Below are 12942 nucleotides of genomic sequence, written 5' to 3'. Positions count from 1 at the left end.
ACGGACATGTCCCTACGCACCCTGCTCACCGCCCTGCTCCTCACTGCCAGCGCCTGCGCCATGGCCGACACCGAAGTCGTCAATCTGAGCAACCGCACCAGCGCCGACCTGCTGCCCGTCGCGCAGAACTTTATCGGCAAGGACGGCACCGTCAGCGCCTATGGCAACCAGCTTATTGTTAAAGCGGACCCCGGCAAGATCCAGGACCTGCGCGCCCTGCTCACGCAACTGGACACACCCGCCAAGCGCCTGTTGATCACCGTCGACAGCAACGAAAACAACCAGCAGAACAGCGGTGACAGCCAAACCCGCATCATCAGCTACGGCACTGCCAGCCGCGACCGCGGCATCCAGCAGATCCAGGCCAGTGAAGGCGTGCCCGCACTGATTCAGGTCGGCCAGAGCGTGCCACTGACCACCACGCAGCCTGACGCCTACGGCCGCCCGCAGAACCAGACCCAGTACCGCAACGTCACCCAGGGCTTTTACGTGACTGCCAGTGTCACTGGCGAGACCGTACACCTGGCTATCAGTACCAACCGTGACCGCATGAGCCAGGAACGTCCCGATGTAGTGAATATTCAAAGTACCGACACAACGGTCAGTGGCCGCCTGGGCGAATGGATCCCGCTGGCGGGTATCAATCGCGAGACCCAGGCCGATAAATCCTCTACAACCCGCAGCTACTCTACCCAGGGCCGTGATGACCTGACTTTGCGGGTCAAGGTCGACACCCTGAACTAAAGCACCAAAAACTGACTGGCGAGTCGCATTAGACTAAAGATGTAGTGCCTGAAAAATAGCACTACAAAACATTTGACGAGCCAAAAAAGCCTGTGCATGATGGCCTCGCTCCCGCTAATCAGAGGCCCTGGCAAGGGCCTTCGGATCGCCGCTCTAAGCTACCCACCTGAGCCGATTCGTGTCTGTACCGCCCACAAGGTGTGTTTGACGTTGGTTGCGACTGGAACGAAGTTGTCCCGAGGGACGGAAGCTAACCAGGTAACCCGGCTACACACTGATGGATCGTACCAAGGCCCACGATGCCCGAAGACTGTTCGCAGTTTGCCCTTACCTGCTCAACTCGCCCTCTCGCACTGCGTTTATCCCGTCGCCTTCCCCGCCAAACCCGACTTGACCGCCTAAGCTTCTGGTCAGCGAGCAGCCCTGCCCACGCATTGAATGCACGGCTGGCAAAACGGATGTTTTTCCAAACAAGACGCGACGAGGTTTTTCCCCATGGCACTGACACGCGAACAGCAAATTGCAGCCCTTGAAAAAGATTGGGCTGAAAACCCACGCTGGAAAGGCGTAACCCGCGCTTATTCCGCTGCTGACGTCGTCCGCCTGCGTGGCTCGGTTCAACCTGAGCACACCTTTGCAAAACTCGGCGCCGAGAAGCTGTGGAAGCTGGTCACCCAGGGTGCCAAGCCGTCCTTCCGCCCCGAAAAAGATTTCGTCAACTGCATGGGCGCCCTCACTGGCGGCCAGGCAGTTCAACAGGTAAAAGCCGGTATCCAGGCGATCTACCTGTCCGGCTGGCAAGTGGCAGCGGACAACAACTCCGCTGAATCCATGTACCCCGACCAATCGTTGTACCCGGTGGACTCCGTGCCGACCGTGGTCAAGCGCATCAACAACTCGTTCCGCCGCGCCGACCAGATCCAGTGGAAAGCCGGTAAAGGTCCGGGCGACGAAGGCTACATCGACTACTTCGCACCCATCGTGGCTGACGCCGAAGCGGGTTTCGGCGGCGTACTCAACGCCTACGAACTGATGAAGAGCATGATCGAGGCAGGCGCTGCCGGCGTGCACTTCGAAGACCAACTGGCGTCGGTGAAAAAATGCGGCCACATGGGCGGCAAGGTACTGGTTCCAACCCAGGAAGCCGTACAAAAGCTGACCGCAGCACGCTTGGCCGCTGACGTTGCTGGCACGCCGACCATCATCCTGGCGCGTACCGACGCCAACGCGGCAGACTTGCTGACCTCCGACTGCGACCCGTACGACCAGCCGTTCGTAACCGGCGAACGCACCCAGGAAGGCTTCTATAAAGTGCGCGCCGGTCTCGACCAGGCGATCGCCCGTGGCCTGGCCTACGCGCCTTACGCCGACCTGATCTGGTGCGAAACCGCCAAGCCGGACCTGGACGAAGCGCGTCGTTTCGCCGAAGCGATCAAGAAGGAATACCCGGACCAACTGCTGTCCTACAACTGCTCGCCTTCTTTCAACTGGAAGAAGAACCTGGACGACGCGACCATCGCCAAGTTCCAGCGCGAACTGTCGGCCATGGGCTACAAGCACCAGTTCATCACCCTGGCTGGCATTCACAACATGTGGCACAGCATGTTCAACCTGGCGCACGACTATGCCCGTAACGACATGACCGCCTACGTGAAACTGCAGGAGCAAGAGTTCGCTGACGCCGCCAAGGGTTACACCTTTGTGGCGCACCAGCAGGAAGTGGGCACCGGCTACTTCGACGACATGACCACCGTGATCCAGGGCGGCACCTCGTCCGTGACCGCGCTGACCGGCTCGACCGAAGAAGAGCAGTTCCACTAAGTCGCGAGTAAACGGCCAGTGCGGCCCCACGGAAGACCTAACCGCACTGCCGCTTGATCTGACGCCCCGACTGGTTCGGGGCGTTTTTTTTGCCCGCTTGAAAACACCACACATCACCTGTGGGAGCTGGCTTGCCTGCGATGGCGGTGGGTCAGTGACAGATTTTTCAACTGTTCCACCGCCATCGCAGGCAAGCCAGCTCCCACATCGACCGTGTCGACCCTGAAGGTTTTGCGCAAAACATTGACCCAGGGCGCTATTTGCCTGAATCAAATCGGTTAAAAGATCCCCTCCAGCAACTAGCAGCAATCACGCAAGTAACAACAACTTCCCGCGCCACACGAGAAACATTCGCTTAAATCCTGCGCAAACAATATTCATTATCATTTAGCCGATGAAAACTTCTTTACCGCTTAAACAAAACACATTTGATTAAATGCCCGCTAATCCCCGCCCCACAAGGGCTACAGCCCCAAGAAGGTGCACTATGTGCTTATTCCATCGAATAATTTCGCTATAGGAATTTTACTTGCCCGGTGTTTAGCCATAAAATCACCGCGATTGATTGCAGTGCGACATATCGTCACTGCATCGTTACTTTTTCGAGCTCAGAGACCTTTGCTCTCTGTTAAGGATTTCCAGCATGACCGAAGCGACAGGACTCATGGCCCACAACTGGGGCTTTGCCATTTTCCTCCTCGGTGTTGTCGGCCTTTGTGCCTTCATGCTCGGCGTCTCCAGCCTCCTCGGGTCAAAAGCCTGGGGCCGCAGCAAAAATGAACCGTTCGAGTCCGGCATGCTGCCTACAGGTGGCGCCCGCTTGCGGCTCTCAGCCAAATTCTATCTGGTCGCGATGCTGTTCGTGATCTTCGATATCGAAGCCCTCTTTCTCTTTGCCTGGTCTGTGTCCGTCCGCGAAAGCGGCTGGACCGGATTCGTCGAAGCCCTCGTTTTCATAGCAATTCTGTTGGCAGGCCTTGTCTACCTATTCCGAGTGGGCGCCCTTGACTGGGCTCCGGAAGCTCGTCGTAAGCGGCAAGCGAAGCTGAAACAATGAGGCTTTGGCGATGCAATACAATCTCACCAGGATCGACCCGGATGCTCCTAACGATCAGTACCCTATCGGCGAACGGGAAACCGTCTCCGATCCGTTAGAAGATCAAGTCCACAAAAACATCTACATGGGCAAACTCGAAGACGTGCTGAGTGGCGCGGTCAACTGGGGGCGTAAAAACTCCCTGTGGCCGTACAACTTCGGCCTTTCGTGCTGCTACGTGGAAATGACCACCGCCTTCACGGCGCCCCACGACATCGCGCGCTTTGGCGCCGAAGTTATCCGGGCATCACCGCGCCAGGCGGATTTCATGGTTATCGCTGGCACCTGCTTTATTAAAATGGCGCCGATCATTCAGCGTCTCTACGAGCAAATGCTCGAACCGAAGTGGGTTATCTCCATGGGTTCGTGCGCCAACTCCGGTGGCATGTACGACATCTACTCCGTCGTTCAAGGGGTGGACAAGTTCCTGCCCGTGGACGTCTACGTGCCTGGCTGCCCGCCCCGCCCTGAAGCTTTTCTGCAAGGCTTGATGCTGTTGCAGGAGTCGATTGGCAAGGAGCGTCGTCCGCTTTCCTGGGTGGTCGGTGATCAAGGCGTTTATCGCGCCGAGATGCCGTCACAAAAGGAACAGCGCCGCGAACAGCGAATCGCAGTCACCAACCTGCGCAGCCCCGACGAAGTCTGATCCAGCCCCGCTTCTTTTATAGAACGAAAACCTGGCTTCATTCTTTACGTTGACCGAAAGCGATAAAAAACCATGACTACAGGCAGTGCTCTGTACATCCCGCCTTACAAGGCAGACGACCAGGATGTGGTTGTCGAACTCAATAACCGTTTTGGCCCTGACGCCTTCACCGCCCAGGCCACACGCACCGGTATGCCGGTGCTGTGGGTGGCGCGCGCCAAGCTCGTCGAAGTCCTGAGCTTCCTGCGCAACCTGCCCAAGCCGTACGTCATGCTTTATGACCTGCATGGCGTGGACGAGCGTCTGCGCACCAAGCGTCAAGGTTTGCCGAGCGGTGCCGATTTCACCGTGTTCTACCACTTGATGTCGCTGGAACGTAACAGCGACGTGATGATCAAGGTCGCGCTGTCCGAAAGCGACTTGAGCATCCCGACCGTCACCGGTATCTGGCCGAATGCCAGCTGGTACGAGCGCGAAGTTTGGGACATGTTCGGTATCGACTTCCCGGGCCACCCGCACCTGACGCGCATCATGATGCCGCCGACCTGGGAAGGTCACCCGCTGCGCAAGGACTTCCCTGCCCGCGCAACCGAATTCGACCCGTTCAGCCTCAACCTCGCCAAGCAGCAGCTTGAAGAAGAAGCTGCACGCTTCCGTCCGGAAGACTGGGGCATGAAACGCTCCGGCACCAACGAGGACTACATGTTCCTCAACCTGGGCCCGAACCACCCTTCGGCTCACGGTGCCTTCCGTATCATCCTGCAACTGGACGGCGAAGAAATCGTCGACTGTGTGCCGGACATCGGCTACCACCACCGTGGTGCCGAGAAGATGGCCGAGCGCCAGTCCTGGCACAGCTTCATCCCGTACACCGACCGTATCGACTACCTCGGCGGCGTGATGAACAACCTGCCGTACGTGCTGTCGGTCGAGAAGCTGGCCGGTATCAAAGTGCCGGACCGCGTCGACACCATCCGCATCATGATGGCCGAGTTCTTCCGCATCACCAGCCACCTGCTGTTCCTGGGTACCTATATCCAGGACGTTGGCGCCATGACCCCGGTGTTCTTCACCTTCACCGACCGTCAGCGCGCCTACAAGGTTATCGAAGCCATTACCGGTTTCCGCCTGCACCCGGCCTGGTACCGCATTGGCGGTGTGGCGCACGACCTGCCGAACGGCTGGGAGCGCCTGGTCAAGGAGTTCATCGACTGGATGCCCAAGCGTCTGGACGAGTACCAAAAGGCTGCGCTGGACAACAGCATCCTCAAGGGTCGTACCATCGGCGTCGCGCAGTACAACACCAAAGAAGCCCTGGAATGGGGCGTCACCGGTGCCGGCCTGCGTTCGACCGGCTGCGACTTCGACCTGCGTAAAGCACGGCCGTACTCGGGCTACGAGAACTTCGAGTTCGAAGTGCCGCTGGCCGCCAATGGCGATGCCTACGACCGGTGCATCGTGCGCGTTGAAGAAATGCGCCAGAGCCTGAAGATCATCGAGCAGTGCATGCGCAACATGCCGGCTGGCCCGTACAAGGCGGATCACCCGCTGACCACACCGCCGCCGAAAGAGCGCACGCTGCAGCACATCGAAACCCTGATCACGCACTTCCTGCAAGTTTCGTGGGGCCCGGTGATGCCGGCCAACGAATCCTTCCAGATGATCGAAGCGACCAAGGGTATCAACAGTTATTACCTGACGAGCGATGGCGGCACCATGAGCTACCGCACCCGGATTCGTACCCCAAGCTTTGCCCACTTGCAGCAGATCCCTTCGGTGATCAAAGGCGAGATGGTCGCGGACTTGATTGCGTACCTGGGTAGTATCGATTTCGTTATGGCCGACGTGGACCGCTAAGCATGAACAGCACGCTTATCCAGACAGACCGTTTCACCTTGAGTGAAACCGAGCGCTCGGCCATCGAGCACGAGCTGCATCATTACGAAGACCCGCGCGCGGCGTCTATCGAAGCCTTGAAGATCGTCCAGAAGGAACGTGGCTGGGTGCCGGACGGCGCCCTCTACGCCATCGGCGAGATCCTCGGCATCCCCGCCAGCGACGTTGAAGGTGTGGCCACGTTCTACAGCCAGATCTTCCGCCAGCCGGTCGGCCGCCACATCATTCGCGTGTGCGACAGCATGGTCTGCTACATCGGTGGCCATGAATCAGTGGTCAGCGAAATCCAGAACAAGCTGGGCATTGGCCTCGGCCAAACCACTCCGGACGGCCGCTTCACGCTGCTGCCGGTGTGCTGCCTGGGCAACTGCGACAAGGCGCCGGCGTTGATGATCGACGACGACACATTCGGTGACGTGCAGCCTGCTGGCGTGACCCAATTGCTCGAGGGCTACCCATGACCCTTACATCTTTCGGCCCGGCCAACCTGATCAAGCGTTCGCCTGAAACCCACCCGCTGACCTGGCGCCTGCGTGACGACGGCGAGCCGGTATGGCTCGACGAGTACCAGGCCAAGAACGGTTACGCGGCGGCGCGCAAAGCCTTCGCCGACATGGCCCAGGACGATATCGTCCAGACCGTGAAAGACGCCGGCCTTAAAGGCCGCGGCGGTGCAGGCTTCCCCACCGGTGTTAAGTGGGGCCTGATGCCCAAAGACGAATCCATCAACATCCGTTACCTGCTGTGCAACGCGGACGAGATGGAGCCGAACACCTGGAAAGACCGCATGCTGATGGAGCAACTGCCCCATCTGCTGATCGAAGGCATGCTGATCAGCGCCCGCGCGCTGAAAACCTACCGGGGCTATATCTTCCTGCGTGGCGAATACACCACCGCCGCCAAGCACCTCAACCGTGCCGTGGAAGAAGCCAAGGCCGCAGGCCTGTTGGGCAAGAACATCCTCGGCTCGGGTTTTGACTTCGAGCTGTTTGTGCACACCGGCGCCGGGCGTTACATCTGCGGTGAAGAAACCGCACTGATCAACTCCCTCGAAGGTCGCCGCGCCAACCCGCGCTCCAAGCCGCCCTTCCCTGCCGCCGTGGGCGTGTGGGGCAAGCCTACCTGCGTGAACAACGTTGAAACCCTGTGCAACGTGCCGGCGATCATCGCCGACGGCGTCGACTGGTACAAATCGTTGGCCCGCGAAGGCAGCGAAGACATGGGCACCAAGCTCATGGGCTTCTCCGGCAAGGTCAAGAACCCTGGCCTGTGGGAGCTGCCGTTCGGCGTCACCGCACGCGAGCTGTTCGAGGACTACGCCGGCGGCATGCGCGACGGCTACACCTTGAAAGCCTGGCAGCCAGGCGGCGCCGGTACCGGCTTCCTGCTCCCCGAGCACCTCGACGCACAAATGTATGCCGGCGGCATCGGCAAGGTCGGCACCCGTATGGGCACTGGCCTGGCGATGGCGGTGGACAACACCGTGAACATGGTTTCGTTGCTGCGCAACATGGAGCAGTTCTTTGCCCGTGAATCGTGCGGCTTCTGCACCCCGTGCCGTGACGGCTTGCCATGGAGCGTCAAGCTCTTGATGGCGATCGAGAACGGTGAAGGCCAGCCAGGCGACATCGAGACCCTGCTGGGTCTGGTCGGGTTCCTCGGCCCAGGCAAGACCTTCTGTGCTCACGCACCGGGCGCCGTGGAGCCATTGGGCAGCGCAATCAAATACTTCCGCTCGGAGTTCGAAGCCGGCATCGCGCCTGTCAGCGCCGCCGTCCCGCCTCTGGCAAGGCCGATCGTAGTCGGCGCGTAACGCTTTAAAGGCGAAGGGTCCGTGCCCTTCGTCTTCTCATGGGCTGACGCCGTAAAGGCTGTGTTGATGCCCATGAATAACAAGATTCCATTAGCCACGCCCGCTGACAACGGGCCAACGAAGAACTTTGAACCATGGCCACTATCCACGTAGACGGCAAAGCGCTCGAAGTCGATGGGGCAGACAACCTGTTACAGGCATGTCTCTCACTAGGCCTCGACATCCCGTATTTCTGCTGGCACCCCGCGCTTGGTAGCGTTGGTGCCTGTCGCCAGTGCGCGGTCAAGCAGTACACCGACGAGAACGACACCCGTGGTCGTATCGTCATGTCCTGCATGACCCCAGCCACCGACAACACCTGGATCTCCATCGAAGATGAAGAATCCAAGGCGTTCCGCGCCAGTGTCGTCGAATGGCTGATGACCAACCACCCGCATGACTGCCCGGTCTGTGAGGAAGGCGGTCACTGCCACCTGCAAGACATGACGGTGATGACCGGCCACAACGAGCGCCGTTATCGCTTCACCAAGCGCACCCACCAGAACCAGGACCTCGGCCCGTTCATTTCCCACGAAATGAACCGCTGCATTGCCTGCTACCGTTGCGTGCGTTTCTATAAAGACTACGCCGGCGGCACCGACCTGGGCGTCTTCGGCGCCCACGACAACGTGTACTTCGGTCGCGTTGAAGACGGCGTGCTCGAAAGCGAGTTCTCCGGCAACCTCACCGAGGTCTGCCCGACCGGTGTGTTCACCGACAAGACTCACTCCGAGCGCTACAACCGTAAGTGGGACATGCAGTTCTCGCCGAGCATCTGCCATGGCTGCTCCAGCGGTTGCAACATCTCCCCGGGCGAGCGCTACGGCGAACTGCGTCGCATCGAAAACCGCTTTAACGGTTCGGTCAACCAGTACTTCCTGTGCGACCGTGGCCGTTTCGGCTATGGCTACGTCAACCGCGAAGACCGCCCACGCCAGCCGCTGTTGGCCGGTGGCGCCAAGCTGAGCCTGGACGACGCGCTGGATAAAGCCGCCGACCTGCTGCGCGGCCGCAACATCGTCGGTATCGGTTCCCCGCGTGCCAGCCTCGAAAGCAACTACGCGTTGCGCGAGCTGGTGGGTGCCGAGCACTTCTACTCCGGTATCGAAGCCGGTGAGTTGGAGCGCATCCGCCTGGTCCTGCAAGTGCTGAACGACAGCCCGCTGCCAGTCCCGAACATGCGCGACATCGAAGACCACGATGCGATCTTCGTCCTCGGCGAAGACCTGACCCAGACTGCCGCGCGTATTGCGCTGTCGCTGCGTCAGTCGGTCAAAGGCAAGGCCGAAGACATGGCCGACGCCATGCGCGTACAGCCTTGGCTCGACGCCGCGGTGAAAAACATCGGCCAGCACGCGCTGAACCCGCTGTTTATCGCAAGCCTGGCTGAAACCAAGCTCGACGACATCGCCGAAGAATGCGTTCACGCAGCGCCGGACGACCTGGCCCGCATCGGTTTCGCCGTAGCCCACGCCCTCGACGCCAGCGCGCCTGCCGTCGAAGGCCTGGACGCTGAAGCCGCTGAACTGGCCCAGCGCATCGCCGACGCCCTGCTCGCGGCCAAGCGCCCATTGATCATTGCCGGCACCTCGTTGGGTTCCAAGGCACTGATTGAGGCTGCTGCGAATATCGCGAAGGCCTTGAAGCTGCGCGACAAGAACGGTTCCATCAGCCTGGTCGTGCCGGAAGCCAACAGCCTCGGCCTGGCGATGCTCGGTGGCGAGTCCCTGGACGCGGCCCTGCAAGCGGTGACCGACGGCAACGCCGACGCCATCGTGGTACTGGAAAACGACCTGTACACCCGCACCGATGCCGCGAAGGTTGACGCTGCACTGGACGCCGCCAAAGTACTGATCGTGGCCGACCACCAGAAGACCGCCACCAGCGAGCGTGCCGACCTGGTACTGCCAGCTGCCACCTTCGCCGAAGGCGACGGTACCCTGGTCAGCCAGGAAGGCCGCGCCCAGCGCTTCTTCCAGGTGTTCGATCCGAAGTACATGGACGCCAGCATCCTGGTTCACGAAGGCTGGCGCTGGTTGCATGCCCTGCGTGCGACCTTGCTGAACCAGCCGATCGACTGGACCCAGCTCGACCACGTGACCGCTGCTGCCGCCGCAAGCGCGCCGCAATTGGCACGTATCGTCGACGCGGCTCCGTCCGCCTCGTTCCGCATCAAGGGCATGAAACTCGCCCGTGAACCGCTGCGTTACTCCGGCCGTACGGCCATGCGCGCCGACATCAGCGTGCACGAGCCGCGTACCCCGCAAGACCCGGATACCGCGTTTGCCTTCTCCATGGAAGGTTACTCGGGCTCGGTCGAGCCACGTCAGCAGGTGCCATTTGCCTGGTCGCCGGGCTGGAACTCGCCGCAAGCCTGGAACAAGTTCCAGGACGAAGTCGGTGGTCACATCCGCGCTGGCGACCCAGGCACCCGCCTGATCGAAAGCACCGGTGACTCGCTGAACTGGTTCGCTGCGGTGCCGCGACCATTCAACCCGGCCCAGGGCACCTGGCAGGTTGTGCCGTTCTTCCACCTGTTCGGCAGCGAAGAGACCTCTTCCAAAGCTGCGCCGGTGCAAAGTCGCATTCCTGAAGCCTACGTGTCCGTGGCCAAGTCCGAAGCCGACCGCCTGGGCGTCAACGACGGTGCCCTGCTCAGCCTGAACGTGGCTGGCCAGACCCTGCGTCTGCCGCTGCGTATCAATGATGAGTTGGGTGCTGGCCTGGTTGCACTGCCGAAAGGCCTCGCCGGTATTCCGCCTGCGATCTTTGGCCAAACCGTTGACGGTCTGCAGGAGGCAGCGCAATGACCTGGTTCACCCCTGAAGTGATCGACGTGATCATCTCGGTCGTCAAGGCCATCGTGATCCTGTTGGCCGTGGTCGTTGCGGGCGCCCTGCTCAGCTTCGTCGAACGTCGCTTGCTGGGCTGGTGGCAGGACCGTTACGGTCCGAACCGCGTAGGCCCGTTCGGTATGTTCCAGATCGCCGCCGACATGCTGAAAATGTTCTTCAAGGAAGACTGGACCCCGCCGTTTGCCGACAAGGTGATCTTCACCCTGGCACCGGTCGTGGCCATGAGCGCCTTGCTGATCGCCTTCGCGATCATCCCGATCACCCCGACCTGGGGCGTGGCGGACCTGAACATCGGTTTGCTGTTCTTCTTCGCCATGGCCGGTTTGTCGGTCTATGCGGTGCTGTTCGCCGGTTGGTCGAGCAACAACAAGTTCGCCCTGTTGGGCAGCTTGCGGGCTTCGGCCCAGACCGTGTCCTACGAAGTGTTCATGGGCCTGGCGCTGATGGGCATCGTGGTGCAGGTCGGCTCGTTCAACATGCGCGACATCGTCGAGTACCAGGCGCAGAACCTGTGGTTCATCATTCCGCAGTTCTTTGGCTTCTGCACCTTCTTCATCGCTGGCGTCGCCGTGACTCACCGTCACCCGTTCGACCAGCCGGAAGCGGAACAGGAACTGGCTGACGGTTACCACATTGAATACGCCGGCATGAAATGGGGCATGTTCTTCGTTGGCGAGTACATCGGCATCATCTTGATCTCGGCCCTGCTGGTCACGCTGTTCTTCGGCGGCTGGCACGGTCCGTTCGGCATCCTGCCGCAGTTGGCGTTCTTCTGGTTCTTCCTGAAGACCGCGTTCTTCATCATGTTGTTTATCCTGCTGCGCGCTTCCATTCCGCGTCCACGATACGACCAGGTGATGGATTTCAGCTGGCGCTTCTGCCTGCCGCTGACCCTGATCAATTTGCTGGTGACGGCTGCCGTTGTGTTGTTGAACACGCCAGCCGGCGCGGTTCAGTGAGGATTTGACCCATGTTCAAATATATTGGCGACATCGTTAAGGGTACCGGTACCCAGTTGCGAAGCCTGGTGATGGTGTTCGGTCACGGCTTTCGCAAACGCGACACCCTGCAATACCCGGAAGAAGCGGTGTACCTGCCGCCGCGCTATCGCGGCCGCATCGTACTGACCCGCGACCCCGATGGCGAAGAGCGTTGTGTAGCCTGCAACCTGTGCGCCGTGGCGTGCCCGGTGGGTTGCATCTCCCTGCAGAAAGCTGAAACCGAAGACGGTCGCTGGTACCCGGACTTCTTCCGCATCAACTTCTCGCGCTGCATTTTCTGTGGCCTCTGCGAGGAAGCTTGCCCGACCACCGCCATCCAGCTGACACCGGATTTCGAGATGGCCGAGTTCAAACGTCAGGACCTGGTGTACGAGAAAGAAGATCTGCTGATCTCTGGTCCCGGTAAAAACCCTGATTACAACTTCTATCGTGTTGCAGGTATGGCCGTTGCCGGTAAGCCGAAGGGCGCCGCACAAAACGAAGCCGAGCCGATCAACGTGAAGAGCTTGCTGCCTTAAGGAAGAAAGATGGAATTCGCTTTCTATTTCGCGTCCGGTATTGCAGTGGTGTCCACGCTTCGCGTGATCACCAACACCAATCCTGTGCACGCCCTGCTCTACCTGATCATTTCGTTGATCGCCGTGGCCATGACTTTTTTCAGCCTCGGCGCACCGTTCGCCGGTGTGCTGGAAGTGATCGCCTACGCCGGCGCCATCATGGTGCTGTTCGTGTTTGTGGTGATGATGCTCAACCTGGGGCCGGCCTCGGTCGCCCAGGAACGCGTCTGGCTCAAGCCCGGCATCTGGCTCGGCCCGGTCATCCTGGCAGCCCTGCTGCTGGGTGAACTGCTGTATGTGCTGTTCGCTCACCAGAGCGGCCAGGCCATCGGCCACACCACCGTAGACGCGAAAGCCGTGGGCGTCAGCCTGTTCGGCCCGTACCTGCTGGTGGTCGAACTGGCTTCGATGCTGCTGCTCGCGGCAGCCATCACCGCCTTCCACTTGGGCCGCAACGAAGCCAAGGAGCAATGA

The 12942-nt window shown here is 60.3% G+C and carries 11 protein-coding genes; all 11 read left to right on the top strand.

Features of this window, described 5'->3' with window-relative positions; translation table 11 throughout:
- Positions 1–6 precede the first annotated feature (6 nt).
- The 11 genes from AB4P96_RS13795 to nuoJ all read left to right on the top strand — a co-directional run bounded on the left by AB4P96_RS13795 (position 7) and on the right by nuoJ (position 12942).
- On the top strand, positions 7–744 hold the full coding sequence (locus AB4P96_RS13795) for a secretin N-terminal domain-containing protein (protein WP_395600878.1): 738 nt from the start codon (positions 7–9) through the stop codon (positions 742–744).
- Between the two features lie 495 nt (positions 745–1239).
- Positions 1240–2565, top strand: a complete 1326-nt coding sequence (gene aceA, locus AB4P96_RS13790) for an isocitrate lyase (RefSeq protein ID WP_003219577.1) — start codon at positions 1240–1242, stop codon at positions 2563–2565.
- Positions 2566–3208: 643 nt separating this feature from the next.
- The gene (locus tag AB4P96_RS13785; RefSeq protein WP_003219575.1) at positions 3209–3622 is read left to right on the top strand and encodes an NADH-quinone oxidoreductase subunit A; all 414 of its coding nucleotides are present in this window, start codon (positions 3209–3211) and stop codon (positions 3620–3622) included.
- Positions 3623–3632: 10 nt separating this feature from the next.
- Positions 3633–4307: an NADH-quinone oxidoreductase subunit B family protein gene (locus tag AB4P96_RS13780; protein ID WP_012724951.1), complete on the top strand. Its 675-nt coding sequence runs from the start codon at positions 3633–3635 to the stop codon at positions 4305–4307.
- Positions 4308–4379: 72 nt separating this feature from the next.
- Positions 4380–6164: an NADH-quinone oxidoreductase subunit C/D gene (nuoC, locus tag AB4P96_RS13775; protein WP_017137515.1), complete on the top strand. Its 1785-nt coding sequence runs from the start codon at positions 4380–4382 to the stop codon at positions 6162–6164.
- Between the two features lie 2 nt (positions 6165–6166).
- A complete protein-coding gene (gene nuoE, locus AB4P96_RS13770) occupies positions 6167–6664 on the top strand; it encodes an NADH-quinone oxidoreductase subunit NuoE (protein ID WP_003174721.1) in 498 nt (165 codons plus the stop codon).
- On the top strand, positions 6661–8016 hold the full coding sequence (nuoF, locus tag AB4P96_RS13765) for an NADH-quinone oxidoreductase subunit NuoF (RefSeq protein WP_017137516.1): 1356 nt from the start codon (positions 6661–6663) through the stop codon (positions 8014–8016). The genes nuoE and nuoF overlap by 4 nt, the downstream gene beginning before the upstream one ends.
- 134 nt (positions 8017–8150) lie before the next feature.
- Positions 8151–10865 (top strand): NADH-quinone oxidoreductase subunit NuoG, encoded by a 2715-nt coding sequence (gene nuoG / locus AB4P96_RS13760; protein WP_017137517.1) that lies wholly within the window; start codon positions 8151–8153, stop codon positions 10863–10865.
- Positions 10862–11869 carry an NADH-quinone oxidoreductase subunit NuoH gene (gene nuoH, locus AB4P96_RS13755; RefSeq protein WP_017137518.1) on the top strand — a complete coding sequence of 336 codons (1008 nt, stop codon included), beginning with the start codon at positions 10862–10864 and terminating at the stop codon, positions 11867–11869. Before nuoG ends, nuoH begins: the two co-directional genes overlap by 4 nt.
- A gap of 11 nt (positions 11870–11880) precedes the next feature.
- Complete coding sequence (gene nuoI, locus AB4P96_RS13750) at positions 11881–12429, top strand: NADH-quinone oxidoreductase subunit NuoI (RefSeq protein ID WP_003174725.1); 549 nt, start codon at positions 11881–11883, stop codon at positions 12427–12429.
- A gap of 9 nt (positions 12430–12438) precedes the next feature.
- Positions 12439–12942 carry an NADH-quinone oxidoreductase subunit J gene (nuoJ, locus tag AB4P96_RS13745; protein ID WP_017137519.1) on the top strand — a complete coding sequence of 168 codons (504 nt, stop codon included), beginning with the start codon at positions 12439–12441 and terminating at the stop codon, positions 12940–12942.

It is taken from the genome of Pseudomonas sp. B19125 (assembly GCF_044218855.1).
Classification (GTDB): Bacteria; Pseudomonadota; Gammaproteobacteria; order Pseudomonadales; family Pseudomonadaceae; genus Aquipseudomonas; species Aquipseudomonas edaphica.
Note: the sequence above shows the minus strand (reverse complement) of the source record. Positions and strands in the feature narration are given on the sequence as shown.